This window comes from Bosea vaviloviae (genome assembly GCF_001741865.1).
Lineage (GTDB): Bacteria > Pseudomonadota > Alphaproteobacteria > Rhizobiales > Beijerinckiaceae > Allobosea > Allobosea vaviloviae.
Window position 1 is genome coordinate 1,687,243 of record NZ_CP017147.1, and the last position, 24,894, is coordinate 1,712,136.

Genomic DNA, 24,894 nt, shown 5'->3' on the forward strand with positions numbered 1-24,894 from the left:
AGATGAAGGGCGTCGATACGACTGCGCGGATCCGGCGCGAGTTTTCGATCCGGGGGAAGACGATCAACGAGATTGTCCGCGCGTTGCACGTTTCGCGGAACACGGTGCGCAAGATGCTGCGCTCGGGCGCGACGTTGTTCGAGTGCCAGCGGAAGGTTCAGCTCCAGCCGAAGATCGGGTGAATGGTAACCCGCGACGGAAACACAGCGTCATCCGCATCAGCGGCGGCACGCGCATTGAGATCGAATAGCCCAGCGATCCCGGCCTGCGGCGTGTCGATCTGACCGTTGAGCGGATAGGCAATGCCGTCGATCTCAGGATTTTGGACACCCTCGTGGCCGAACTCACGCCGCAAGAGGCGCGACCTTGCTGAGGCGCTCGGCCAGGCCGAGGGTGGCGTGGTGCAAAACCAGCAGTTCGGAGCGAGATGATGTGCGGGCGATTTTCACGGTACTACGCCTGGGAGCAGATCCGAGCTTTCAGCCAGCCGCTGGCGAACGCGCTCCCCCGGAGCGGGGACTCGTGATCAGCGGGCTAAGCCTTGAACCATGACGGTTATGTTGATTGGCTGACCGCGTCGAACTCCACCGGCCTCCTGCTGCGGTCGCTTAAGCGCTTAGCCCATGCGATCGCGGGCTTTTCGACGAGCCGGTAAGTTACTGTAGCTGCGGCGGTGCCGGTGATCACCGTGATAATCGTGAACGTGACAAATCCAACGTCGCCGGCGAGATTTAGCCCAAGCCATTTGGTGGACTTGAGAACATACGAGATCCAGAGGATGTGGATCAGGTAAAGGCTATAGCTGACCTCGCCGACATAGCGCGCGACGCGGTTGTTCAACGGAAGGCTCGGGCAAAGCACCACTGCTGCAGCAAATCCGAGCAGGCCGAGGCCGAAGAGCGTCAGGTTGGTGAACAACACGGCCTTGCCCTGCACCACGAACCAATAGCCGGTATCGTTCTTGATCAGCGCCATGAAGGCGAGGCCGACGAAGAGCAGCACCGTCGCCGCGCTCCAGTGCAGCCGTGCTCCAGCCCTGTGCAGGAAATAAAGCACGATCCCGCAGGTGAACGCTGGCGCCTGAGCTGGGAAGCTGAGGACGGTCGCGAACTGATTGATCAGAACCGGCGTCGTCGTGCCAGCGTAGAGCAGCTCCAGTAGCTGCGTCGCCGGATAGGACGCCGCGAACGCCGCGGCGAGAAGCAGGAGCGCTGCCCAGAGATTCCGCACCAGCATCACCAGCACAGGCAGCACGGCATAGAACGTCATCTCGACGCCGACGCTCCAGCCACCGGGCACGATGGAATTGGCAGCCGTCGGCCACCATGTGTGAAGCATCAAAACCGTCAGCACTTTGTCCAGCAGCGCGGGCCCTTCGGGTGCCCAGAAGCTCGGCGTGTCGCCATAGATCGGCAGATAAACCATGAATGCCAGCCAGAACATCGGCGCGAGCCGGGCGAAACGACGGATCCAGAAATCGCGCAGGTCGATGGCCGAACCAATCGGCCGCCGCTCAAGCGCCAGGAACATCGAGAAGGCACTGGCAATGTAGAAAAGCTGGACGCCTCGCTCCCCGAACTGCCCCGCCAGGAGCATCCTGGCGCTAGATGGATAGACGGCTTCGGTGCAGTGAACCGCGAGGACCGCTATTATTGCATAGCCGCGCAGTGCATCGACGGCGCCCAGGCGGGCATCACCAACAGTCGTCATCTCAACCTCGCCAGCCTTTGCGCCGGCTCGTAGCACGGGACCAACCGGTTCTGCCACTGGCGAGAGGCTTTGGCTTCCGGATAATGGGCTGGAGCGACTGTTCGACTTTTCAATCCGATGCCATTTGATCGTTCGCGCTAAACCACCGACCCAGAGCCGGCGCGGCTGCGCCACCCATGCCAGCTGCGCCGCGCCGCCTCCTGACCGCCTCACCTCATCAAGGGGTCAACATTAGACGCCGATCGGGGAGCAGTATTGCGTGCCGTTTGACATTCACGATTCCATTGGATCGGAAAATGCTCTGGCTCAGGCGATATCTGGCGGAGCCGGGCCCAGCCGCGCTTGCAGGCCGTCTCGCAAGGCTGTGAAGACGAGACGCCGGATGGGGCGGTCGAAGCGGTGCGCCAGCAGCAGCAGCGCCGCCTGCGCCGTGACCCGGGCTGCTGTTCGAAGGCGCCAGCTCCACGGGATATGCGCCAGCCGTAGGCCGTAGAGGCCGTTGCGGAGATAGTAATAGGAGCGCAGCGGCGATTGCCGCAGGATTTGCGGCTGGCGCTTGCCGTTCTCGGCCGCGCCGCCCCAGCGATGCGGCATCGTCACCTCTTCCGCGAGATAGCAGCCATGACCGCGGTTCCAGGCGCGGAAACACCATTCGACATCGATTCCGTCGATGAAGTAATCCGCCCGGAATGGCCCGACCGCCTGCCATGCTGCAAGCGAGACCAGGGAGCCCGAGGTCGAGAGGAAGTCGACGGCGCCCTCAGCCACGCCGTCCTTCGCCGTGCGTCGTGAATACCAGGGCGCGAGATAGCCCTCTTCGGCCGGCGAGACGAGGCGAGGACCGATAACGGCGGGGGGAGGCGTCGGAGACGCCGCGAGGGCCCCCAGATGCGCGAGTAGGGCATCCGCCATCCCGGACGTCGGTACGCTGTCCTGATCCAGCAGCAGGACGAACGCAAAGCCCTCCGCCGCTGCGGCCTCGGTGACGGCGTTGAGACCGTGGCCGAGACCCATATTCTCCGGTGCGCGAATGAGCGCCGCTTGGGGGGATCGTGCAAGCCTGCGCTCGATCTCTTCGTCCAGCGGCCCATTGGCGAAGATGAAGAGGCGCAGGCCGTCAGCCTCGAGCGGCGTCAGCAGCGCGTCGAGCACGCCGGCGTCCGGCCGATAGAGCACGGTTGCCGCTGCGACAGCGCCCGGGACGCGGTCGTCAGGGGGATCCGGGAGAGGGGCATAAGCCACGCCGGCTTGGCTCTAGGCGCTGATATCGCGGGCCACGTGCAGCAGATACTGGCCGTAATCGCCCTTGGCGAGGCGCTCGCCGAGGCTGGTGAGCTGTCGCGCGTCGATCCAGCCCTGCCTTGCCGCGATCTCCTCTGGGCAGGCGATGCGAAGGCCTTGGCGGCTTTCCAGTGTGCGCACGAACTCACCGGCTTCGAGCAGGCTGTCTGGCGTGCCGGTGTCGAGCCAGGCGAACCCGCGTCCCATGGTTTCGACGGAGAGTTCGCCGCGCTCGAGATAGACCCGATTGACGTCGGTGATCTCGAGTTCGCCACGCGGCGAGGGCTTGAGATTCCCTGCGATCTCGACGACCTGCGCATCGTAGAAATACAGCCCCGTGACAGCCCAGTTCGACTTCGGGACCTTCGGCTTCTCTTCGATCGAGCTCGCCTTGCCGTCAGCGTCGAAATCGACCACGCCGTAACGCTCCGGGTCGCGCACATGATAGGCGAAGACGCTGGCGCCCTTGGGGCGCGCGGCGGCCGAGGCCATCATTTCCGGAAGCGTGTGACCGTAGAACAGATTGTCGCCCAGGATCAGCACCGAGGGCTCGCCGGCGACGAAATCGGCGCCGATGATATAGGCCTGTGCCAGCCCGCCGGGATTGGGCTGTTCGGCATAGCTCAGCGTCATGCCCCAATCCGAACCATCGCCGAGCAGGCGCTTGAAGTTCGGCAGGTCGGCCGGCGTCGAGATGATCAGCACCTCGCGGATGCCCGCCAACATCAGCGTGGTGAGCGGATAATAGATCATCGGCTTGTCGTAGACAGGCAGGAGCTGCTTCGACATCGCCAGCGTCATCGGGTGGAGCCGGGTTCCGGAACCGCCGGCCAGGATGATGCCCTTCATCGTCGTTTATCCCGTCTGTTCTGTCATGAGCCGCGTCAGGCAGCTTGAAAGCGATCCGCGCCACTCAGGCAGCGTCACGCCATGGATGGTAGCAAGCTTGGTGCAATCGAGCCGCGAATTTGCCGGGCGCGTTGCTGGTGTCGGATAATCCCTGGTCGCGATGCGCTTGACCACAACCGGGGCGGCCCCCATGGCGGCGCGTTGCGCAAAGATCGCCTCGGCGACATCGGCCCAGACGGCTTCGCCCTGGGCGCTCATATGGAAGACGCCGCGTAGGCGCCCATCCTGCGGCCGGGCCAGCAAATTCCTCGCAACAGTGAAGACGGCGTCGGCGATGTCGAGCGCATTGGTCGGACAGCCCCGCTGATCGGCGACAACGCCGATCTCGTTGCGCGTCTCGGCCAGGCGCAGCATCGTACGGACGAAATTCTTGCCGAAGGGGCTGTAGACCCAGGCGGTGCGCAGAATGGCGTGGTCGGGGGTTGCGGCCACGACAGCCACCTCGCCGGCGAGCTTGCTGCGGCCATAAGCCGAGATCGGCCCGACCGTATCATCCTCGCGATAGGGCCGGTCCAGCGCACCATTGAAGACATAATCGGTCGAGATCTGGATCACCGGTACGCCGAGTGCAGCAGAGGCCCTGGCCACTTCGCCGGCAGCCTGCCCATTGATCAGCATCGCGGTCTCAGCCTCGCTCTCGGCGACGTCGACGGCGGTGAAGGCCGCGGCGTTGACGACGATGTCGGGGTGGCTGGCCGCAATAGTCGGGGCGATCGTCTCAAGCCGCTCCAGATCGAAGCCGGGGCGGCCGAGCGGGATGACGACATCGCCTGCCGACGCCCGCTCCAGCATGGCGAGCACGACTTGGCCGGCCTGTCCGGTGACGGCGATCCTCATGGCGCCTCAGCCGAAATAGCGCGGCAGGTCGGCAAGGCGCGGATGCTTGCGGTCCTTGTCGGACAGGACGAGCCGGTCATGGGGGATGCGCCAGTCGATGCTGAGCGCTGGATCATCGAAGGCGATGCCATGGTCGTTTTGCGGGCCGTAGAGCGCGGTCACCTTGTAGAGCACTTCGGTATCGGGCTCGAGCGTGATGAAGCCATGGGCGAAGCCGACCGGAACCAGCAGCTGCTTCCAGTTCTCGGCTGAGAGCTCCACCGCAACATGGCGACCGAATGTCGGCGAGGAGGCGCGGATATCGACGGCGACGTCGAGGATGCGGCCCTTGGCGACGCGCACCAGCTTGTCCTGCGCGAAGGGCGCCGACTGGAAGTGCAGCCCGCGCAGCGTGCCGACGGTGGCCGAGAGCGAATGGTTGTCCTGCACGAATTCGAGGTCGATGCCAGCGTCCTTGAAGCTCGCGCGGTTATAGGTCTCGGAGAAGAAGCCGCGATGATCGCCGAATTTCTTCGGCGAGATCAGCTTCACATCCGGGATGGCGGTGGCTTCGACGCTCAACATGGGGCCGGGTCTCGATCCTGTTCGTGGCTGAAATCAGGCTGCGCCGAGGCGCTCGCCACGATAAACGCCACTGCGTATGTCTCCCCACCATCCGGAATTGGCCAGATACCATTCGACGGTCTGGCGCAAGCCGGTCTCGAAGGTCTGCTTCGGCTTCCAGCCGAGTTCGCGGCCGATCTTCCCGGCATCGATCGCATAGCGCGCATCATGGCCAGGCCGATCGGTGACATAGGTGATCAGGCGCTCGCGCGAGCCGGCCGGATCGGGCCTGAGCTCGTCGAGCAGGGCACAGATGCCCTTGACCACGTCAATATTGGCCATCTCATTATGGCCGCCGATATTATAGGTCTCGCCGACGACGCCGTTTTGCGCCACGCTCAGCAGCGCGTCGGCATGGTCGTCAACATAAAGCCAGTCGCGCACATTCAGGCCGTTGCCATAGACCGGCAGCGGCTTGCCCTCGAGCGCGTTGATGATCATCAGCGGGATCAGCTTCTCCGGGAAGTGATACGGGCCGTAATTGTTCGAGCAGTTGGTCATCAGCGTCGGCAGGCCATAGGTGTGGTGCCAGGCCCGCACGAGATGATCGGACGCCGCCTTCGAGGCGGAATAGGGCGAGTTGGGCTGATAGGCCGTGTCCTCGCGGAAAAAGCCCTCAGTGCCGAGCGAGCCGAAGACCTCGTCGGTCGAGATATGGTGGAAGCGGAAGGCGGCTTTGCGGGCCTCGTCGAGACCGCGCCAGTGCCGCAGCGCCTCCTGCAACAATGCGAAGGTACCGACGATGTTGGTGTCGATGAAGGCCGAGGGGCCGTCGATCGAACGGTCGACATGGCTCTCAGCAGCCAGATGCATGACGATGTCGGGGTCGAAATCGGCGAAGATCGCGCGCATGCGCTCGCCATCGCCGATATCGGCCTGTTCGAAGCGATAGCGATTGCTCTGCGCGACCGGCGCGAGCGAGGCCAGGTTGCCGGCATAGGTCAGCTTGTCGACGACGCAGACTTGGTGCTCGGTCTCGGCGATCAGTTTTCTGACCACGGCCGAACCGATGAAGCCGGCGCCGCCGGTGACTAGGAAACGCAAAGACATCAATCCCTGTCCCTCATCCGGCGCCAGCCGATGGAACAGCCAAAGCCGTCCTCATTCGCCGCACCGACGAATTCTGGTGCCGACAATTCAAGTTGAACGCCTTCGTTCGCCCTGTCCAAATCAGGACGGGGCGCGGCTGTCAATCGCGTTGGTCCGCCGATGGTGAGATCAGAAGCCCGCTCACTGCGGCGGAAATTTGCGCTTCAAGGGGCCGAGCTTGTGTCGGATTGGCGCCAGGCTGCGGTAAACGGCATGCATGAGCAGCCGCTTCATCCTGACGCCGCTCAACAGCAGCAGATTGCCTAAGCCTGCAATGGGCCGGCGCGTCGATGCGTAGGCATAGTCTCGGCGAATGAATGACTGCATGTCGTTGTGAGTCACGGAGATGCGCTGGATTGCCTCTATGCTCCTGCCTTGTCCGGTCACCGTGCGCTCCAAATGATCTTGGATCATTGGCACCAACTCCGGTGCGTGGCGCCCGACGATCTCGGGCCATTCAGCCAGGTCGGCGATGCGGCACGGGTTCACGCGGAGGAGCTCGATCTTGAGGAAAGGGATACCCTCATTCTCGATCAGTTCGCGCCACAGGAAATGGCTGTAGTTGGAGGACATGTGCATGGCACGGCCGGTTCGTGACAGGCCGCTGAACAGGGCGTGCAACCGGAAGCCGTGATTCAGCAATGTTTGGGACAGGCCGATCTCGCCATTGCGGATGATGTCCGTTTTGACCAGCGCGCTGAAATCCTGAGCGAACACGGCCCGGAAATCGGGATGCGCATGGACGCGCTTTTCGAGCAGGAGGAACCAGCTTTGCAGGTGACGGGCAATCTCGAGGCTTTCGATCATGCCATAGGCATCGGCCTCCACGCTGGTCAGGCGGCGTAGCGCCTCGCCGAAATCGCCGATCGGAGCATAGACGCTGTCATTGGCGATCAGGAGCTGGCCTGTGACCTGGTCGGCGTAACGCTCAAGCCCGAGCCCCCAGGATGCGAAATCATGGCCGCGATTTTCGCGCAGAATCACGTCATGGGCGACGCTTTTCAGCCGCGCCACATCGTCGGCCGACAGTTTCGAGGTCGAGATGACAACGATCGGGAAGCCTGCGTTGCGAATGGCGTGCAGATAGTGGAGGACGTAGTCGGCAACGAGGTCGTCTTTGTCGAAATGGGCGAAGAGGCAAAGCTTATCAAACATTTAGTGGTTCTCGACAGGTGGCCGACCTTGTCCGTTGGCTGTACTGTTCATCTTGTGCGCATAGGAAGCTTTTGGCCTGTGCGCTGACTGCATTAGACTTCCTATAGACGCAAATGCGAAGAATCGCATTGTCTTCTTGGCGATTGATATCCTGCGCCTCCCCAGCGCTCGGGGCTCTTGCCCGGCCGCTCCTGCCTGCGCGATAAGATAGTCGGCCTTGGGCTCTCCGCCTTGGCGGATTGGATCGGCGATGAGTTTCTTCAACATCCACACCCATGGCTTCGTGCGCATCGCCTGCGCTGCGCCGCGCCTGAAGGTTGCCGATCCCGCCTTCAATGTCGCCGAGACGGTCCGTCTGCTGCGCCGCGCCGATGCGCAGGGCGCTTCGCTTGCGCTGTTTCCGGAGCTTGGCATCAGCGCCTATGCGATCGACGACCTTCTGCAGCAGAACGCGTTGCTCGATGCCGTGCTGGCCGCGCTTGGGGTGTTGGTCGAGGAGAGCCGTTCGCTACAGCCGGTCGCCATTGTCGGAGCGCCGCTGCGCATCGACGGGCGGCTGTTCAATTGCGCGATTGCGATCCATCGCGGCCGTATCCTTGCCGCCGTGCCGAAGACCTATCTGCCGAACTACCGCGAATTCTATGAGCGCCGGCAGTTCGCCTCGGGCGAGCGTGCGGCGGTGGAAAGCGTCGTGCTCAGCGGCCAGGATGTGCCCTTCGGCACGGACATCCTGTTGAAAGCCTCCGATATCGCCGATTTCACGATCCATATGGAGATCTGCGAGGACGTCTGGACGCCGGTGCCGCCGAGTTCGTTTGCGGCGCTGGCAGGCGCGACCGTGCTGCTCAATCTCTCCGCCAGCAATGTCACCATCGGCAAGTCCGATTGGCGTCATGCCTTGTGCAAGGCCCATTCCGGCCGGTGCATCGCGGCCTATGCCTATTCCGCGGCGGGCCCTGGCGAATCCACCACAGATCTCGCCTGGGACGGCCAGGCGATGATCTATGAGAGCGGGGTGCTGATGGCCGAGGCCGAGCGCTTCGCCGCCGAGCCGCAGCTCATCGTCGCCGATATCGATCTCGAGCGGCTGGTGATGGACCGCATCCGCCAGAACACCTTTGGCGACAATGCCGATGCGCTGCGCGACCGGTTGAATTTCCGCACCATCAGCTTCGAGCTCGCTCCCGACCGCGTCTCCGATCTTGGCCTCGAGCGCACTATCGAGCGCTTCCCCTTCGTGCCGAGTGATGATGCGCGGCTGAACGAGCTCTGCTTCGAGGCCTACAACATCCAGTCGCATGGCCTGCGCAAGCGGCTGGAGAGCGCACGCGTCGAGAAGATCGTCATCGGCGTCTCCGGTGGCCTCGATTCGACGCAGGCCCTGATCGTCGCCGCGCAGACCTTCGATGCGCTCGGCTTATCCCGCAGCAACATCCTCGCCTACACATTGCCGGCCTTTGCCACGAGCAAGGGCACCAAGGCCAATGCCTGGCGGTTGATGACGGCGCTTGGTGTCTCCGCGCAGGAAATCGACATGACGCCGGCCTGCCGGCAGATGCTGGTCGATATCGGTCACCCCTTTGCCAAGGGCAAACCCGTCTACGACATCACCTTCGAGAACGTGCAGGCGGGCGCGCGCACCTCCGTCCTGTTCCGCCTTGCCAACCAGAATAACGGGCTCGTGCTCGGCACGGGCGATCTCTCGGAACTGGCGCTTGGCTGGTGCACCTATGGCGTCGGCGACCACATGTCCCATTACAACGTCAACGGTTCGGTCTCGAAGACCCTGATCCAGCATCTGATCCGCTGGGTGGCGCAATCGCAGCGCTTCGGTGCGGATGCTTCGGCCGCGATGCTGGACATCCTTGCGACCGAGATCTCGCCCGAGCTCGTGCCGGGCAAGGGCGACGGACCGAGCCAGAGGACCGAGGATTTCGTCGGTCCCTATGCGCTGCAGGACTTCAACCTGTTCTACATCACCCGCTTCGGTTTCCGGCCGAGCAAGGTCGCCTTCCTCTCGCAGCACGCCTGGTCGGATGCCGGGCGCGGCGACTGGCCGCCCAATATCGAGGCGGATAAGCGGGTCGCCTATGACCTGCCGGTGATCAAGCGCTGGCTCACCGTCTTCGTGCGGCGCTTCTTCGAGACAAGCCAGTTCAAGCGCTCGGCCGTGCCCAATGGTCCGAAGGTGTCCTCGGGCGGCTCGCTGTCGCCGCGCGGGGATTGGCGGGCGCCGAGCGATGCATCGGCCGCCGCCTGGCTCGTGGATCTCGATCGCATTCCGTGATGCGTGCTGACGACGCGCCCGCTGGGCGCCGATCAGGGTAGCTCTCCTGAGTGGGAGGCTTTCGGCTGCGCGCGCTTTGCCCTTGTGCAGCGCAATGCTAGACCCCTTGGAAATTCTGACCAGCCGCCGGGACTGACCGGTGCGCGGTGTTTGGGAGATGGTGGATGCGCCTTGTCATGGTGGGGGCGGGCTATGTCGGCCTTGTTTCGGGTGTCTGCTTCGCCGATTTCGGCCATGACGTGGTTTGCGTCGACAAGGATCCCGCCAAGATCGCGCGGCTGAAGAACGGCGAGGTGCCGATCTTCGAGCCGGGTCTCGATACGATGCTCGAGGCGAATATGCGCGCCGGGCGTCTCTCCTTCACCACCGATCTCACTGAGGCGGCGCGCGATGCCGATGCGATCTTCATCGCGGTCGGCACCCCGACGCGTCGTGGCGACGGCCATGCCGATCTGACCTATGTCTATGAGGCGACCCGCGAGATCGCCGTGCTCGCCGCGGAGAATGCCGTCATCGTCACCAAATCGACGGTGCCGGTCGGCACCGGCGACGAGGTCGAGCGGATTCTGCGCGAGATCCGCCCCGGAGCCAATATCAGCGTCGTCTCCAACCCCGAATTCCTACGCGAGGGCGCGGCGATCGAGGATTTCAAGCGTCCTGACCGGATCGTCATCGGCACCGACAGCGACCATGCCCGCTATGTCATGACCGAGATCTATCGCCCGCTCTATATCAACCAGGGCCCGTTGCTCTTCGTCAGCCGCCGGACCTCGGAGCTGATCAAATACGCCGCCAACGCCTTCCTCGCGATGAAGATCACCTTCATCAACGAGATGGCCGATCTCTGCGAGAAGCTCGACGCCGATGTCCAGGACGTGGCGCGCGGCATCGGCCTCGATAATCGCATCGGCGCGAAATTCCTCCATGCCGGTCCCGGCTATGGCGGCTCCTGCTTCCCGAAGGATACGCTCGCTCTGGTCAAGACCGCCCAGGACGCAAACAGCCCGACCCGCCTGATCGAGACGGTGGTCGAGGTCAACAGCAGGCGCAAGAAGCGCATGGCCGAGAAGATCATCGCGGCTTGCGGCGGCTCGGTCGCCGGCAAGCGCATCGCCGTGCTGGGGCTGGCCTTCAAGCCCAACACCGACGACATGCGCGATGCGCCCTCCCTCGACATCATCCCGGCCTTGCAGGCGGCAGGAGCGGAGGTCATCGCCTATGACCCCGAGAGCATGGAACAGGCGCGCCAGGTCCTGAATGTCGGCTTCGCCGAGGGGCCCTATGACTGTATCGAGGGGGCCGACGCTTTGGTGATCATCACCGAGTGGAACGCCTTCCGCGCGCTCGATCTGAAGCGCGTCAAGGCGTCCCTGAAGAGCCCGGTCGTGGTCGACCTGCGCAACATCTACCGGCCGCAGGAGATGAAGGCGCTGGGCTTCACCTATCACGGCATCGGCCGCGGCGCCTGACGGCTCAGTGCAGGACGCTTGCCGTCATTCTCGGCTCTTCGCGGAGTTTATGCTTGGGCCGACCGAAGGTCGGACCCGAGGGCGAAGCTCCGGATGACCAGCGGGGCGCATCGGCTTGTCCCGAAAACCGGTTCCCACGGAGCCGATGCCCTGAGCCAAGAAAAAGCCCGCGGCATCGCTGCCGCGGGCTTTATGTTCTTCACGGAGCTCAGAAAGCTCAGGCGGCGATGCCCTGCACGGTGGGCTTCGCCCACTCCTCGCCCCAGATCATCACGGCATGGCCGGGCGAGACTTCGCGGAACTGCCGGATCGGCGGGATATAGTCGGCCGCGCGCACCGGGCTCCTGATCTCGTCGTTTGAAACCGGGTTCTTCTCGTGACGGCGCGTCGGATCGGCGATCGGCACGGCGGCCAGCAGGCGCTTGGTGTAGGGGTGCTGCGGATTGCCGAAGATTGCCTCGCGCGGCCCGATCTCGACGATCTCGCCGAGATACATCACCGCGACGCGATGGCTCACCCGCTCCACCACCGCCATGTCGTGCGAGATGAAGAGATAGGCGAGCTTCATCCTGGCCTGGAGCTCGAGCATCAGGTTGATCACCTGCGCCTTGACCGAGACGTCGAGAGCCGAGACCGATTCATCCGCCACGATCAGGCGCGGCTCGACTGCGAGCGCACGCGCGATGCAGATGCGCTGGCGCTGGCCGCCCGAAAATTCATGCGGGAAGCGGCTCGCCATGTCGGGTTGCAGGCCGACGCGGCGCAGCAGTTCAGCGACCTTGTCGCGCGCTTCCGAGCGGGTCGCGAGCTTGTTGATCAGCAGGGGTTCCGCGATCGCCGCACCGACATTCATGCGCGGGTTCAGGCTGGCGAAGGGGTCCTGGAAGATCATCTGCATGCGCTTGCGCTGCTCGCGCAGGTCATGCTGGTTCAGCTTGAGGACATCGACGCCGTCGAGCAGCACGGAGCCCGCCAGCGGCTCGATCAGGCGCATCACCGAGCGCCCGGTCGTCGACTTGCCGCAGCCGGACTCGCCGACCAGCGCCAGGGTCTCGCCGGCCTGCACGCTGAAGGAGACGTTCTCGACCGCATGGACGCGGCCCTGGACCTTGCCGAGCAGGCCGGAGCGGATCTCGAAGCGCGTGGTCAGATTGCTGACCTCGATCACCGGGCGCTCGCTCGCCTCCACCGTATCGGGCGTCTCGGTCGGCACGTCGGATTCGCCGGTCAGGCGATCGACCACGGGGAAGCGCATCGGCCGCTTGCGCCCTTCCATCGAGCCGAGCTTCGGCACCGCCGAGAGCAGGGAGCGCGTATAGGGGTGGTGGGCGCGGGCGAAGATGTCCTCCGTCGTGCCGGTCTCGACCGCCTCGCCATTATACATCACCACCGTGCGGTCGGCGATTTCGGCGACGACGCCCATGTCGTGAGTGATGAAGAGGACGGACATGCCTTCCTCCTCCTGCAGCAGCTTGATCAGCTCCAGGATCTGCGCCTGGATCGTCACGTCGAGCGCGGTCGTCGGCTCGTCGGCGATCAGGAGCTTGGGCTTGCAGGCCAGCGCCATGGCGATCATAACGCGCTGGCGCATGCCGCCCGAGAAGCGGTGCGGATATTCGTGGAAGCGCGACTTCGCCGCCGGAATGCGGACCTTCTCCAGCAGGCGGATCGTCTCGGCTTCGGCCGCCGAACGCGACAGGTTGCGATGCAGGATCAGCGCCTCGGCGATCTGGAAGCCGATGGTCAGCACCGGGTTGAGCGACGTCATCGGCTCCTGGAAGATCATCGCGATGTCGTTGCCGCGGATCTTTCGCATGTCGGGGTCGGGCAGGGTCAGCAATTCCTGGCCGCTCAGCTTGATCGAGCCCTCGATGCGGCTGTTGCCCGATGGCGTCAATCGCATGATCGAGAGCGCGGTCACTGATTTGCCTGAGCCCGATTCACCAACGACCGCCAGCGTCTCCTTCGGTGCGATGTCGAAGGAGACATTCCGCACGACCGGCTTCCACAGACCCTCGACGCGGAAGGACGTCGTCAGGTTGCTCACGGACAGAATGGGAGGGGTTGTCATGAGGGGTGCCTTCTATGGTTGTGTCAGATGACGCGGCGCGGATCGAGCGCGTCGCGCAGGCCGTCGCCGATGAAGTTGATCGAGAGCACGGTGAGGAAGATCGCGGCACCCGGGAACAGAGCCCAGTGCGGGGCGGAATCGAGATGATCCTTGGCGTCGAAGAGCAGGCGTCCCCAGGTCGGGATGTCGGGCGGGAAGCCAAGCCCGAGGAAGGAGAGCGTCGATTCCGCGATGATCGCCGAGGAAACCTCGATGGTCGCCGCCACGATCACGGGGCCGAGCGCGTTCGGCAGGATGTGGTGGACCATCTGCCGGAACCGGGTCGCGCCCTGGGCGCGCGCCGCCTCGACGAACTCCTTCTCGCGCAGCGACATGAACTGGGCGCGCACCAGCCGCGCCACCGGCATCCATTTCAGCCCGCCGATGACGATGACGATCAGCACGAAGACACCGCCCTCGACGCCGAAGGCCGCCTTGAGCTGCTCGCGGAAGAGATAGATCACGAGCAGCAGCAGCGGCAGCTGCGGCAGCGACAGGAACAGGTCGGTCACCCACATCAGGAAGGAATCGACATAGCGGCGCGACATGCCCGCCAGCGCGCCGATGACGACGCCGACGAAGGTGGCGACGAACATCGCCGCGAGACCGACGGCGAGCGAGATGCGGCCGCCATAGATCATCCGCGCCAGAATGTCCTGGCCAAGGTCGTCGGTCCCGAAGGGATGAGCCCAGGACGGGGTCTGGAGCTGGGCCGAGAAGTCGATCTCGTTGATCGCAATCGGCCAGAGCCAGGGGCCGATGACGACGCCGAGCACCAATATGGCGAGCACGACCGAGCTCGCCATGGCGAGCTTGTGGCGACGGAAACGCCGCCAGGTCTCGCGCCCCGGCGAGACCGCAGCGCTCGTTTTCGCCGCCACCACCATGGGTTCAGCTGAAGGAGATGCGAGGGTCGAGCCAGCCATAAAGAATATCCGCGATGAGATTGAAGATGACGACGAGGCAGGCGAAGACGAAGGTCACGGCCATGATCACCGGTGTGTCGTTGGCGAGGATCGCGTCGATCAGCAGTGAGCCGATGCCTGGAATGCGAAAGATCTGTTCGGTGACGATGGCGCCGCCGAACACGGCCGGCATCTGCAGGGCGACAAGCGTGACGACCGGGATCAGCGCATTGCGTGTGATGTGGCGAAGCGTCACGTTCCTCTCGCTCAGGCCCTTGGCGCGGGCGGTGGTGACGTAATCCAGCCGGATGACGTCGAGCACCGCCGAGCGCACATAGCGCGTGTAGGAGGCCGCCTGGAACAGGCCGAGCACCATGATCGGCATGATCGCCTGGCGGAACATCTCCCAATACCAGCGCCAGCCCGTGGCGGCGATGTCGGAGCGGTACACGAAGGGGAACCAGTCCAGCGCCACCGAGAAGACCAGGATGAAGAGCAGGCCGGTGAAGAAGGTCGGCAGCGAGAAGCCGACGAAGGCCAGCGTGTTGGCGATCTGGTCGAACACGGAATAGGGCCGCGTCGCGGCATAGATGCCGACGGGCAGCGCGATCAGCAGCGCCAGGATCTGCGAGGAACCGACGACGAAGAGGGTGGTCGGCACGCGCTGCAGGATCAGCTTGTCGACATTGATGCGGCTGGCGAAGGAAAAGCCCCAGTCGCCCTGCATCATCGCTGTCAGCCAGCGCAGATAGCGCACCATGATCGGGTCGTTGAGGCCGAAGCTGGCGCGCAGCGCCTCGCGCACCTCAGGCGGCACGTTCGGATTGGTCGCCATTTCCGAGAACGGATCGCCCGGCGCCATCGCGAGCACCGTGAACAGGATCACGCTGATGCCGAGCAGGCTGGGAATGGCGATCAACAGGCGCCGGAGCAGATAACTGGCCATGAAATGGTCTCTGTGAGCACGCGGTTGGCCCGCGGACGAAAATGGCTCGCCGCCTGCAGGCACGGCTTATGCCTGCAGGCGGCGAACAGGCCTTCACGAAGCGCTAGCTCCGCGAAGGACCAGGGTCTCAGCTACGATACCAGGCCGCGAGGTTCCAGGTGTCGACGTCCCAGCCGCTGTGATCATGCACGAGATTATGCACGGACGCGGCGACGCGTGTGCGCGACAGTAGCGGCAGGATCACATTCGCCTCGCAGAAGATCTCGTTGACCTTGATCAGCAGCGCGGCGCGCTTGACCGGATCGAGCTCCTTCTGGGCGGCCTTGTAGGCCTCGTCGGCAGCCGGGTCGGAATAGCGCGAGACGTTGCGGCCCAGCCATTTGTTCTCCTTGTTGGCGATTTCCCAGGAGAGGAACTGCTGGAGGAAGCGCTCCGGATCGGGCTGCGGCTGCGTCGTGGTGTACATCTCGATGTCGACATAGAGCTTGGTGTAGGTGTCGGGATTGGCGACGTCCGACGAGAAGAACACCGAGGCCGTGACCGACTTCAGCTCCAGATCGATGCCGGCGCGCTGGCAGGCCTGCTTGATGATGGCCTGGGTCTTCTGGCGCGGGGCGTTGATCGAGGTCTGGTAGACGTATTTCAGCTTCTTGCCATCCTTTTCACGGATGCCGTCCGCGCCGCGCTTATAGCCCGCGTCGTCGAGGATCTTGTTGGCCTTGTCGACGCTGAACTCGTATTTGAGCTTCTGCGACTTAAACTGGGCCGGTGCGTTGACGAAGCTCGCGGTGGCGATGCCGCCGCGGCCATAGATGAACTTCTGGATCGAGTCGCGGTCGATCAGCAGGTTGATCGCTTCGCGCACCTTCGGGTCCGTCAGCGTCGGGTGCTTGGTCTTGATGCTGGAGCGCTCGCCATCGACCTCTGTCCACGGATCGGTGGTGTTGAGGATGATGAACTCGACATCGCCGGATACGACGGCGCTGATCTTGCCGCGGCCGCCGGTCTCCATGCGCTTGAGGACCTCGTCCTCGACCTGCAGGTTCCAGGCATAGTCGAATTCGCCGGTCTGCAGCACGGCGCGCGCCGCCGAGACCGCGTCACCGCCACCCTTGACCTCGAGCGTGTCGAAATGCGGCTGGTTCTTGACGTGATAGTCGGTGAAGCGCTCGCCGGTAAGGATGTCGCCGGGCTTGAAGTCGACGAACTTGTAGGGGCCGGTGCCGACGGGCTTGAGATTGGCCGGCGCGTCGCGCGACTTGGCGCCGACATAATCGGCGAAATGATGCTTCGGCAGGATCTGGCCGGCGACGCCGACGAAGGGGTCGGCCCAGAACGGCGTCGACTCCTTGAAGATGACCTTGATGGTCAGGTCGTCGATCTTCTGGACCGTGATGTCCTTGTAGGAGCCGGTGGTGTAGGCGGCGGTCGCCGGGTCCTTGGCGTATTCCCAGGTGAAGATGACGTCATCGGCCGTGAACGGCTTGCCGTCATGCCACTTCACGCCAGGCTTCAGCTTCCAGGTCACTTCCTTGCCGTCGGCGGAAAGACCGCCATTGGCCTTGGTCGGAGTCTCGGCTGCGAGCTGCGGGATCAGGTTGCCCTCCTTGTCCCAGCCGGCAAGCGGCTCGAAGAAGATGCGCGAGGCGATCTGGTCCTTGGTGCCCGAGGCGAAATGCGGGTTCAGCAGCGTCGGGGCCTGCCAGAGCAGGATCTTGAGCGGCCCGCCGCCGCCGGCCTTGCTCGGCTTGTATTCAATGGTGGCGTTCTGCGCCATCGCGACGCCGTTGAATCCAAGCAGCTGGTTCGCGAAGGGAGCTGCCAGGCCGACAGCGGCCGCCTTCTTGATGAAGGATCGCCGCGACAGGGTACCAGTTTTGACCCCTTCGATCAGTCGTCGCAGATCATGATCTTTCATTCGTAACCTCCACTTCAAGCGACAAGAATCGACAGGCGGCGCTTACCGCGCCGCTCTTTCCCCGATTGCCCTGAGCAAGGCATGTGCCAATCGATGCGTCAACCGTGCAGCGCAGCGGCGGATGTGGAGGATGCCGCCATTGCGCGGCGCGCGCGAGTCATTATAAGCGCGGAACGCCGCAATACGTTAGCGATCGGCTCAGGAAACGCAATTTTATGCCGTTCAATCCGTGAAGACGACGGTCTTCTTGCCATTGAGGATGACGCGATCCTCCAAATGATGGAGGACGGCGCGGGCCAGCACGCGCCGCTCGATGTCGCGGCCCTTGCGGACGAGATCGTCGGGCGTGTCGCGATGCGAGATGCGCTCGACGTCCTGCTCGATAATTGGGCCTTCATCGAGATCGGGCGTGACGTAATGCGCCGTCGCCCCGATCAGCTTCACGCCGCGCTCATGGGCCTGGTGATAGGGCTTGGCGCCCTTGAAGCCGGGCAGGAAGGAGTGATGAATATTGATGCAGCGACCGAGAAGCTTGGCCGAGAAACCGTCAGACAGGATCTGCATATAGCGCGCGAGCACCACAAGATCGGTCCTGGTTTCCTGGACCAAGCGCCAGATTTCGGCCTCCTGTTCCATCTTGGTCTGGCGCGTCACCGGCAAGTGATGGAACGGCAAATCGCCGATATCGGTCGAGGCGATGCTGTCGCGGCCGTGATTTGAGACGATGCCGGTGATCTCCATCGGAAATTCGCCGATGCGCCAGCGATAGAGCAAATCGGCCAGGCAATGGTCGAATTTCGAAACCAGCAGCATGACGCGCTTCCTCGCTCCGCGCTCGCGCAGCGTGAAGGCCATGCCGAAGCGCTTGGCCAATTCGTCGACCGAGGCGGCGATCACTGCGGGCTCTTGCCCGTCCTCGAGACGGTTGAAGACGACGCGCATGAAGAAGCGGCCGGTCTCGGTGTCGTCGAATTGCTGGGCGTCCAGGATGTTGCAACCGGCCTCGAACAGCAGGGTCGAGACGGCGGCGACGATGCCGGGGCGGTCCGGGCAGGAGAGGGTGAGGATCGCGGTACGGTCGAGCATGATTGACGCCGCCGGGGAGGCGGCCCTTAAAATCGAAACAGGAATGGCAAGAACAGGAATGGCAAGAGGTGAGGCGGGCTGCGCGCGACGCGCTGCGCTCAACCTCGTCCGTTGGCGCAATCTCTTGCGAGCGTGACCTGGCAGCCGAACTCGGCTGCTGAAGCCGAGAACCAGGACCAGAAACTGCCCGCCATGCTGCGCGCGACCATGAACTCGAAAACCGCCCCATTGGGACCGTCCTCGGCCCGCCAGAGATGCACACCGATATGAGCGATGCTTGTCAAGGCGGCGCTGCCGACCGGGAAGGCGGATGGATGCAGGTCGATCATGCAGCCCTTGGCCAGCGCGGCGCGGATTCTGCCGCCCGACAGGGTCAAGACGGCGCGCCCGTCGCTCTGGTCGGCGATAGCGGCCAGCCCTGACAGCGCCTGAAGATCGTCGGCGAAACCGGCCCGGTTCTGCGTCACGAGCAGCCATTGGCCCGGGCCAGCCCAGGCCAGCGCGCGGCCGGCCGAGGCGGCCGTCCGAGGCGTGGTCGGCAGGTCGAGCCCGAAGCGCGTTTTGACCGCCTGGCTCAACGCCGCTTCGCCATCCTCCGGCGCGATCAGGCTGGCGATGCCGAGTCCTTCCCTCGCGGCTGCAATTACGCCCGCAGGTCCCTTCGCGCCGAATGCGCCCTCGGAGAGGATGCCGGCCCAGGCGCTCCTGGGCGTCCAGCCCGGCTTCATCGCTGCGTCAGACTTCATCGCTGCGTCAGACATGCAGGCGCGTTCCTTCGGGATCGACGAAGACGGGCGAGCAGATCTCGACCTCGATATCGCCGTTGCGGACGGGGTCGACCGCGCGGATACGCTCGCCGATGCGGCTCGCGCCGTTCTTGAGCAGGCCGAGCCCCATCCAGTGCTTCAGGTTTGGCGAATAGGCGACCGAGGTCATGTAGCCCTCGTCATTCTCCATCGTCGCGGGCCGGCCGAGCGCGATGAAATGCGCTCCGGCGCGCAGTCTCTGGCCGGGATCGACTGCCTTGAAGCCAACGAAGCTCGGCCGTTCCGCTTCGACCAGCGCCTCGCGCCTGGCCATGACGCGCCCGATATAGTCCTTTTTCGAGGACATCATCTTGCTGAGGCCGAGATCGCGCGCCGTGGTCTGGCCGCTGAGCTCGTTGCCGGCGACATGGCCCTTCTCGATGCGCATCACGCCGAGCGCCTCGGTGCCGTAAGCGCAGATGCCATGCGGCTCGCCCGCCGCCATCAGCGCCCGCATCATCGCATCGCCATGGTCGGCCGGCACGGCGAGCTCATAGGCGAGCTCACCCGAAAATGAGATCCGGAAGAGCCGCGCCGGAATGCCGCCGCCGACCGTGATCTCCCGTGCCGCGAGATAGGGGAAGGCTTCGTTCGAGATGTCGTGCTGCGGGTCGACCACGCCCTGCAGCGCCTGGCGCGCCTTCGGCCCGGCGATCGCGGCTTGCGCCCATTGCTCGGAGACCGAGACCATGCGGACCTCGAGCGAGGGCCAGAGCACCTGGTGACAGAATTCGAGATGCTGCATCACCTTGCCGGCATTGGCCGTGGTGGTGGTCATCAGGAACTGCGTCTCCGTGAGCCGCGAGGTCGTGCCGTCGTCCATGACGAAGCCGTCCTCGCGCAGCATCAGCCCGTAGCGCGCCTTGCCGACAGGCAGGGCCTTCCAGCCATTGATGTAGACGCGCTCCAGGAATTCGGCGGCGTCCGCGCCCTGGATATCGATCTTGCCCAGCGTCGAGACGTCGCAGAGGCCGATGCCGTTTCGCACCGCCAGAACCTCGCGGTTCACAGTCGTCAGCCAGTCGGTCTCGCCGGGCTTGGGATAGTATTGCGCCCGCATCCAGGCGCCGCTCTCGACGAAGACCGCGCCCTGGTCCTGCGACCATTGATGCGTCGGAGCGAGCCGTGTCGGCCTGAAGTCGCGGCCACGATGATGGCCGCCGAGCGCGCCGATCGCCACTGGCGTATAAGGCGGGCGGAAGATCGTCGTGCCGGTCTCGGGGATGGTCTTGGCCGTGAGCTCGGCCATGATCGCGAGGCCAGCGATGTTGGAGGTCTTGCCCTGGTCGGTCGCCATGCCCAGCGTGGTGTAGCGCTTGAGATGCTCGACCGGCTTGAAGCCTTCGCGCGCGGCGAGCTCGACATCCTTGTCGGTGACGTCGTTCTGGAAATCGACGAAGGCTTTGCCTTTGCCGTCCTTGACGCGCCAGACGGGCGAGAGCGCGAGGCCTTCCGGATCGGTCTTCGGCGAGGGCGTCCCGGTTTTCCCGGCAAAACCGCAATCGGTCGCGGCCTCAGCGCCCTGCCGTGCGCCGTCCTCCAGCGCCTGCGCCAGCGAGAGCCGCCCGGCCGCGCTGCCGGTGACGGAAAGGGCCGCCGGCATCTGGCCCGGCACGAAGGCGTGGATGGCCTCGTCCCAGACCGGTCGCGTATTCTGGTGCGAAGTCAGATGCAGCGTCGGGTTCCAGCCATTCGAGACCGCTAGCACATCGCAGGCGATGCTCTGCTCGCGCCCCGAAGCGTCCCGGATGGTGACGCGGTTGAGCGCCCGGCCGCCCGAGGCGCTGCTGACCACGCTCCCCGCGAATACCTGCGCGCCAATCCGGCTTGCCAGTGCCATCAGTCCGGCATCGATCGTGGCTCGCGGATCGACGATCGCGGCGACCTTCGCTCCGGCCGCCACGAGGTCGCGCATTGTGGTCCAGCCATCGTCGCCGCTGGTGAAGACGACAGCCTCGCGCCCCGGCAGCACGCCATAGCGGTTGACGTAGGCGCGCACTGCGCCCGCCAGCATCACGCCGGGCGTGTCGTTGCCGGCGAAGACGATTGGCCGCTCGATCGCGCCCGCGGCCAGAATCGCGCGCTTGGCGTTGATGCGCCAGGCGCGCTGGCGCGGCTGATGCGCTGGCGGGACCGGCAGATGGTCGTTCACACGTTCGACCACGCCATAGATGCCATGGTCGTAGACGCCATAGACCGTGCTGCGCGGCATGATCGTCACATCCGGCAGGCTGGCGAGTTCGGCCAGCGTCGCTGCGAGCCATTCAGCCGCCGGCCGGCCGTCGATCTCGCGTTTTTCGGCCAGCAAGGCGCCGCCCAGCCGGAAATCCTCGTCGCAGAGGATGACGCGCGCGCCGCTGCGCCCCGCGGCCAGCGCGGCGGCAAGGCCTGCCGGCCCTCCGCCGATCACCAGCACGTCGCAGAAGGCGAAGGCCTTCTCGTAATGGTCGGGATCCTCATGGGTCGCGGCCCGCCCGAGCCCTGCCGCCCGGCGGATCAGCGGCTCGTAGAGCTTCTCCCAGAAGGCCGCCGGCCACATGAAGGTCTTGTAGTAGAAGCCCGCGACCAGGCCGGCGCCGAAGAGCGAGTTGACCGAAAGCAGGTCGAAGGCGAGCGAGGGCCAGCGGTTCTGGCTGCGCGCCTCCAGCCCGTGATAAAGCTCGGCGACGGTGGCCCGGGTATTGGGTTCGCGCCTTGCGCCGGCGCGCAGCTCGACCAGCGCATTGGGCTCCTCGGCCCCGGCCGAAAGGATGCCGCGCGGGCGATGGTATTTGAACGAGCGGCCGACTAGCCGGACGCCATTCGCCAGGAGAGCCGAGGCCAGCGTGTCGCCGGCGTAGCCTTCGTAGCGCTTGCCGTCGAAACGGAAGGATTGCGCCTGCGTGCGGTCGATCAGCCCGCCAGTGCCGAGACGGAAGGGTTGCGTGCTCATGCCGCGGCTCCAGCCTTGGTCGGTTTCGCCGGCTCGGCGGCCTCGATCGCGTGGGTCCGGGTGTCGCGCGTCACCACGAGCCAGGCATGGCAGCCGGCGCCGTGATACCAGAGCTCGCGAAACCGGCCGGCCGGGTTATCGCGCTGATAGACGTATTCGAACATCGCCGCTTCGGTCGCTTCCATCCCGTCGGGACGCTTGGGATTGGCGTCGCCGAGATAGGTGAATTCCTGGGCGTCGCGGGCGCCGCAATGGGGGCAGGGGATTCGCATGGTTCAGACCATCCGGCCGAGGGCGAGGCGCGCGCCAACCGCGTCATGCTCGGCCTTGTCCCGAGCATCCACGTCTTGAACACCGCACGCTCCGAAGGAAGACGTGGATGGTCGGGACAAGCCCGACCATGACGGAAGAGGAAGCGTAAGCATCGCGCGCCTCAATGCAGGTTCGGCTGGGCGCCGACGCCCTTTTCGTCGATGACGCGGCCGGTGGCGAAACGGTCGAGCCGGAAGGCTGTCGCGACGGGATGAGGCTCGTCACGCGCGATCAGATGGGCGAAGCACCAGCCTGAGGCCGGCGTCGCCTTGAAGCCGCCATAGCACCAGCCGGCATTGAGATAGAGCCCGTCGATGGGGGTGTGGTCGATGATCGGCGAACCATCCATCGACATGTCCATGATGCCGCCCCAGTGCCGCAGCACGCGCAACCGTCCGACGCCGGGCCACAGCGCCATAGCCGATTCCATCACATCCTCGATCACCGGCAGGTTGCCGCGCTGGGCGTAGGAGTTGTAGCCGTCGATGTCGCCGCCGAAGACGAGCCCGCCCTTGTCAGACTGGCTGACGTAAAAATGGCCGGCGCCATAGGTCACGACATTGTCGATCAATGGCTTGACGCCCTCCGAGACGAAGGCCTGCAGCACATGGCTCTCGATCGGCAGGCGCATCCCCGCCATGGCGGTAAGCCGCGAGGAGTTGCCGGCGACGGCGAGGGCGATCTTCTTCGCCTTGATCGGCCCGCGCGAGGTCTCGACACCCGTGACGCGGCCATTCTCGATCGCGAGGCCCGTGACCTCGCAGTTCTGGACGATATCGACGCCGCGCCGATCGGCGGCGCGGGCATAGCCCCAGGCGACGGCGTCATGCCGGACCGAGCCGCCGCGCCGCTGCAGCAACCCGCCCTGGATCGGGAAGCGTCCGGTCTCGTAATTGAAGAAGGGAACCATGGCGCGCACTTGCTCGCGGTCGAGCAGTTCGGCATCGACGCCGGCGAGCCGCATCGCGTTGCCGCGCCTGGCATAGGCGTCGCGCTGCGCATCGGAATGGTAGAGGTTCAGCACGCCGCGCTGGCTGACCATGGCGTTGTAGTTGATGTCCTGCTCCAGCCCTTCCCAGAGCTTCATCGCGTGCTCGTAGAAAGGCGTGTTGCCGGGCAGGAGATAGTTCGAGCGGATGATCGTGGTGTTCCGGCCGACATTGCCGGAGCCGATATAGCCCTTCTCGATCACCGCGACATTGCTGATGCCGTGCTGGCTGGCGAGGTAATAGGCCGTCGCCAGCCCGTGCCCGCCGCCGCCGATGACGAGCACGTCGTATTCGGGCTTGGGCGCGGCGTCGCGCCAGGCCGGCTTCCAGCCCTTATGGCCGGCCAGCGTCTGGGCGAGCAGCGAGAAGGCGGAATAGCGCATGAGCGGGTCAGGTCCGGAGGGCTTGTCCGGCGGCCAGCGGCGCTCCGGACTTGTCTTCCTGAGATTGACGATCATAGGCTGGTCAACATGACCACCAGCGACGCAAGATTGACTTCCAGCGACGGGGCGCATGGCCAGGGCCCAGCCCATATCGGCTTCCTGCTGATTCCGGATTTCGCGCTGCTCGCCTATGCCTCGGCGGTCGAGCCCTTGAGGGCGGCCAACCGCCTCTCGGGGCGTGATCTCTACCGCTGGAGCCATGTCTCGATCGACGGCCTGCCGGCGCCGGCCTCGAACGGCGTCAACATCCAGGCCGATTATGGCCTGGGGGACGAGACCCGCTTCGACTATGTCTTCGTCTGCGCCGGCGGCAATCCGGCCGCCTTCCAGCATCCGGCGACCTTCGCCTGGCTCAGGCAATTGGCGCGGCGTGGCGTCAAGCTCGGCGGCGTCTCGGGCGGGCCCTATATCCTGGCGCGGGCGAACGTGCTCTCCGGCTACCGCTTCACCCTGCATTGGGAGCATGCCCCGGCCTTCCTCGAGGACTATCCCTATCTTGATCTGCGCCGCTCGCTTTACGAGATCGACCGGGATCGTCTGACTTCGAGCGGCGGCACTGCCCCGCTCGACATGATGCACGCCGTCATCGCCCGCGAACATGGCAGCGAACTCGCGCTCGCGGTCAGCGAATGGTTCCTGCAGACCCATGTCCGGGAAGGCGAGGGGCCGCAGCGCATGCCCTTGCGCGAGCGGCTCGGCATCGCTCATGCGCCGCTCCTGCGCGTCGTCGCCCGGATGGAGCAGAACCTCGAGAATCCTGTCCCCCGCGCCGAGCTCGCCCGCACGGCGAATGTCTCCCTGCGCCAGCTGGAGCGGCTGTTTCGGCTGCATCTTGGCCGCTCGCTCGGCGAGCATTATCTGGCATTGCGGCTCGACCGGGCCCGCGACTTGCTGCGCCAGACCAGCCTCTCGGTGCTGGAGACCGGGCTTGCTTGCGGTTTTGCCAGCGCAAGCCATTTCTCGCGGGCTTATCGCTTGCGTTTCTGCCATTCGCCGCGCGCCGAGCGCGTCCCGGAAACGACGCGCGCGCCGTGCTGAAGCGCGGCTGGCTCGCATTGCGCCAACCGCAATTCCGATGCGCAAAATTTCCCCGATCTTGCCGCATTG

The 24,894-nt window shown here is 64.8% G+C and carries 20 protein-coding genes and 1 pseudogene; 4 read left to right on the top strand and 17 right to left on the bottom strand.

From position 1 onward, the window contains the following. Positions 1–2: 2 nt before the first annotated feature. Positions 3–179, top strand: a pseudogene (locus BHK69_RS07895) (IS21 family transposase); the annotation flags it as partial. Here the strand turns inward: BHK69_RS07895 and BHK69_RS07900 are convergent. From BHK69_RS07900 to BHK69_RS07935, 8 genes are all read right to left on the bottom strand, one after another. After that, positions 158–355 carry a hypothetical protein gene (locus BHK69_RS07900; RefSeq protein WP_069689617.1) on the bottom strand — a complete coding sequence of 66 codons (198 nt, stop codon included), beginning with the start codon at positions 353–355 and terminating at the stop codon, positions 158–160. The pseudogene BHK69_RS07895 and the gene BHK69_RS07900 overlap by 22 nt on opposite strands. Positions 356–555: 200 nt before the next feature. Then, complete coding sequence (locus BHK69_RS07905) at positions 556–1,710, bottom strand: acyltransferase family protein (RefSeq protein WP_083269192.1); 1,155 nt, start codon at positions 1,708–1,710, stop codon at positions 556–558. Positions 1,711–2,016: 306 nt separating this feature from the next. Then, complete coding sequence (locus tag BHK69_RS07910) at positions 2,017–2,952, bottom strand: glycosyltransferase family protein (RefSeq protein ID WP_148663350.1); 936 nt, start codon at positions 2,950–2,952, stop codon at positions 2,017–2,019. A gap of 12 nt (positions 2,953–2,964) precedes the next feature. Further along, the gene (gene rfbA / locus BHK69_RS07915) at positions 2,965–3,840 is read right to left on the bottom strand and encodes a glucose-1-phosphate thymidylyltransferase RfbA (protein WP_069689620.1); all 876 of its coding nucleotides are present in this window, start codon (positions 3,838–3,840) and stop codon (positions 2,965–2,967) included. Between the two features lie 6 nt (positions 3,841–3,846). After that, positions 3,847–4,737, bottom strand: a complete 891-nt coding sequence (rfbD, locus tag BHK69_RS07920; RefSeq protein ID WP_069689621.1) for a dTDP-4-dehydrorhamnose reductase — start codon at positions 4,735–4,737, stop codon at positions 3,847–3,849. Positions 4,738–4,743: 6 nt separating this feature from the next. Then, positions 4,744–5,301 (bottom strand): dTDP-4-dehydrorhamnose 3,5-epimerase, encoded by a 558-nt coding sequence (gene rfbC / locus BHK69_RS07925; RefSeq protein WP_069689622.1) that lies wholly within the window; start codon positions 5,299–5,301, stop codon positions 4,744–4,746. A 33-nt stretch (positions 5,302–5,334) separates the two neighbouring features. Continuing rightward, positions 5,335–6,390 (bottom strand): dTDP-glucose 4,6-dehydratase, encoded by a 1,056-nt coding sequence (rfbB, locus tag BHK69_RS07930; RefSeq protein ID WP_069689623.1) that lies wholly within the window; start codon positions 6,388–6,390, stop codon positions 5,335–5,337. A 180-nt stretch (positions 6,391–6,570) separates the two neighbouring features. Then, positions 6,571–7,584, bottom strand: coding sequence for a rhamnan synthesis F family protein (locus tag BHK69_RS07935; RefSeq protein ID WP_069689624.1), 1,014 nt, complete (start codon positions 7,582–7,584; stop codon positions 6,571–6,573). A 250-nt stretch (positions 7,585–7,834) separates the two neighbouring features. Here BHK69_RS07935 and BHK69_RS07940 point away from each other — a divergent pair, with 250 nt between their 5' ends. Both BHK69_RS07940 and BHK69_RS07945 read left to right on the top strand, forming a co-directional pair. Further along, positions 7,835–9,871 (top strand): NAD(+) synthase, encoded by a 2,037-nt coding sequence (locus tag BHK69_RS07940; RefSeq protein WP_069689625.1) that lies wholly within the window; start codon positions 7,835–7,837, stop codon positions 9,869–9,871. 164 nt (positions 9,872–10,035) lie between these two features. Then, on the top strand, positions 10,036–11,340 hold the full coding sequence (locus BHK69_RS07945) for a UDP-glucose dehydrogenase family protein (protein WP_069689626.1): 1,305 nt from the start codon (positions 10,036–10,038) through the stop codon (positions 11,338–11,340). Between the two features lie 217 nt (positions 11,341–11,557). On the opposite strand, the gene BHK69_RS07950 is transcribed toward BHK69_RS07945, so the two are convergent. The 9 genes from BHK69_RS07950 to BHK69_RS07990 all read right to left on the bottom strand — a co-directional run bounded on the left by BHK69_RS07950 (position 11,558) and on the right by BHK69_RS07990 (position 23,727). Beyond that, positions 11,558–13,411: an ABC transporter ATP-binding protein gene (locus BHK69_RS07950; protein ID WP_148663351.1), complete on the bottom strand. Its 1,854-nt coding sequence runs from the start codon at positions 13,409–13,411 to the stop codon at positions 11,558–11,560. 23 nt (positions 13,412–13,434) lie between these two features. Next, positions 13,435–14,376: an ABC transporter permease gene (locus BHK69_RS07955; RefSeq protein ID WP_069689627.1), complete on the bottom strand. Its 942-nt coding sequence runs from the start codon at positions 14,374–14,376 to the stop codon at positions 13,435–13,437. Continuing rightward, complete coding sequence (locus tag BHK69_RS07960) at positions 14,342–15,301, bottom strand: ABC transporter permease (RefSeq protein ID WP_069689628.1); 960 nt, start codon at positions 15,299–15,301, stop codon at positions 14,342–14,344. Before BHK69_RS07960 ends, BHK69_RS07955 begins: the two co-directional genes overlap by 35 nt. Positions 15,302–15,428: 127 nt before the next feature. Further along, complete coding sequence (locus BHK69_RS07965; RefSeq protein WP_069689629.1) at positions 15,429–17,219, bottom strand: peptide ABC transporter substrate-binding protein; 1,791 nt, start codon at positions 17,217–17,219, stop codon at positions 15,429–15,431. A gap of 222 nt (positions 17,220–17,441) precedes the next feature. Next, positions 17,442–18,305: a formyltetrahydrofolate deformylase gene (gene purU / locus BHK69_RS07970; protein ID WP_069689630.1), complete on the bottom strand. Its 864-nt coding sequence runs from the start codon at positions 18,303–18,305 to the stop codon at positions 17,442–17,444. Positions 18,306–18,403: 98 nt separating this feature from the next. Further along, positions 18,404–19,066, bottom strand: coding sequence for a sarcosine oxidase subunit gamma (locus tag BHK69_RS07975; protein ID WP_069689631.1), 663 nt, complete (start codon positions 19,064–19,066; stop codon positions 18,404–18,406). Continuing rightward, positions 19,059–22,043 carry a sarcosine oxidase subunit alpha family protein gene (locus BHK69_RS07980; protein WP_069689632.1) on the bottom strand — a complete coding sequence of 995 codons (2,985 nt, stop codon included), beginning with the start codon at positions 22,041–22,043 and terminating at the stop codon, positions 19,059–19,061. Before BHK69_RS07980 ends, BHK69_RS07975 begins: the two co-directional genes overlap by 8 nt. Continuing rightward, positions 22,040–22,315, bottom strand: a complete 276-nt coding sequence (locus BHK69_RS07985) for a sarcosine oxidase subunit delta (protein ID WP_069689633.1) — start codon at positions 22,313–22,315, stop codon at positions 22,040–22,042. The genes BHK69_RS07980 and BHK69_RS07985 overlap by 4 nt, the downstream gene beginning before the upstream one ends. A gap of 161 nt (positions 22,316–22,476) precedes the next feature. Further along, positions 22,477–23,727 (bottom strand): sarcosine oxidase subunit beta family protein, encoded by a 1,251-nt coding sequence (locus BHK69_RS07990; RefSeq protein ID WP_069693470.1) that lies wholly within the window; start codon positions 23,725–23,727, stop codon positions 22,477–22,479. Positions 23,728–23,814: 87 nt separating this feature from the next. On the opposite strand from BHK69_RS07990, the gene BHK69_RS07995 reads away from it, so the two are divergent. Continuing rightward, a complete protein-coding gene (locus BHK69_RS07995; protein ID WP_069689634.1) occupies positions 23,815–24,825 on the top strand; it encodes a GlxA family transcriptional regulator in 1,011 nt (336 codons plus the stop codon). Positions 24,826–24,894: the final 69 nt, after the last annotated feature.

Excerpts from the sequence above, each read along its gene's own strand:
- BHK69_RS07905 (WP_083269192.1), bottom strand. The coding sequence starts at position 1,710 with ATGACGACTGTTGGTGATGCCCGCCTGGGCGCCGTCGATGCACTGCGC.
- BHK69_RS07990 (WP_069693470.1), bottom strand. The coding sequence starts at position 23,727 with ATGCGCTATTCCGCCTTCTCGCTGCTCGCCCAGACGCTGGCCGGCCAT.
- BHK69_RS07950 (WP_148663351.1), bottom strand. The coding sequence starts at position 13,411 with ATGACAACCCCTCCCATTCTGTCCGTGAGCAACCTGACGACGTCCTTC.
- rfbD (WP_069689621.1), bottom strand. The coding sequence starts at position 4,737 with ATGAGGATCGCCGTCACCGGACAGGCCGGCCAAGTCGTGCTCGCCATG.
- BHK69_RS07975 (WP_069689631.1), bottom strand. The coding sequence starts at position 19,066 with ATGTCTGACGCAGCGATGAAGTCTGACGCAGCGATGAAGCCGGGCTGG.
- BHK69_RS07980 (WP_069689632.1), bottom strand. The coding sequence starts at position 22,043 with ATGAGCACGCAACCCTTCCGTCTCGGCACTGGCGGGCTGATCGACCGC.
- BHK69_RS07985 (WP_069689633.1), bottom strand. The coding sequence starts at position 22,315 with ATGCGAATCCCCTGCCCCCATTGCGGCGCCCGCGACGCCCAGGAATTC.
- BHK69_RS07955 (WP_069689627.1), bottom strand. The coding sequence starts at position 14,376 with ATGGCTGGCTCGACCCTCGCATCTCCTTCAGCTGAACCCATGGTGGTG.
- rfbC (WP_069689622.1), bottom strand. The coding sequence starts at position 5,301 with ATGTTGAGCGTCGAAGCCACCGCCATCCCGGATGTGAAGCTGATCTCG.
- BHK69_RS07935 (WP_069689624.1), bottom strand. The coding sequence starts at position 7,584 with ATGTTTGATAAGCTTTGCCTCTTCGCCCATTTCGACAAAGACGACCTC.
- rfbB (WP_069689623.1), bottom strand. The coding sequence starts at position 6,390 with ATGTCTTTGCGTTTCCTAGTCACCGGCGGCGCCGGCTTCATCGGTTCG.
- BHK69_RS07945 (WP_069689626.1), top strand. The coding sequence starts at position 10,036 with ATGCGCCTTGTCATGGTGGGGGCGGGCTATGTCGGCCTTGTTTCGGGT.
- purU (WP_069689630.1), bottom strand. The coding sequence starts at position 18,305 with ATGCTCGACCGTACCGCGATCCTCACCCTCTCCTGCCCGGACCGCCCC.
- BHK69_RS07965 (WP_069689629.1), bottom strand. The coding sequence starts at position 17,219 with ATGAAAGATCATGATCTGCGACGACTGATCGAAGGGGTCAAAACTGGT.
- BHK69_RS07960 (WP_069689628.1), bottom strand. The coding sequence starts at position 15,301 with ATGGCCAGTTATCTGCTCCGGCGCCTGTTGATCGCCATTCCCAGCCTG.
- BHK69_RS07940 (WP_069689625.1), top strand. The coding sequence starts at position 7,835 with ATGAGTTTCTTCAACATCCACACCCATGGCTTCGTGCGCATCGCCTGC.
- BHK69_RS07995 (WP_069689634.1), top strand. The coding sequence starts at position 23,815 with ATGACCACCAGCGACGCAAGATTGACTTCCAGCGACGGGGCGCATGGC.
- rfbA (WP_069689620.1), bottom strand. The coding sequence starts at position 3,840 with ATGAAGGGCATCATCCTGGCCGGCGGTTCCGGAACCCGGCTCCACCCG.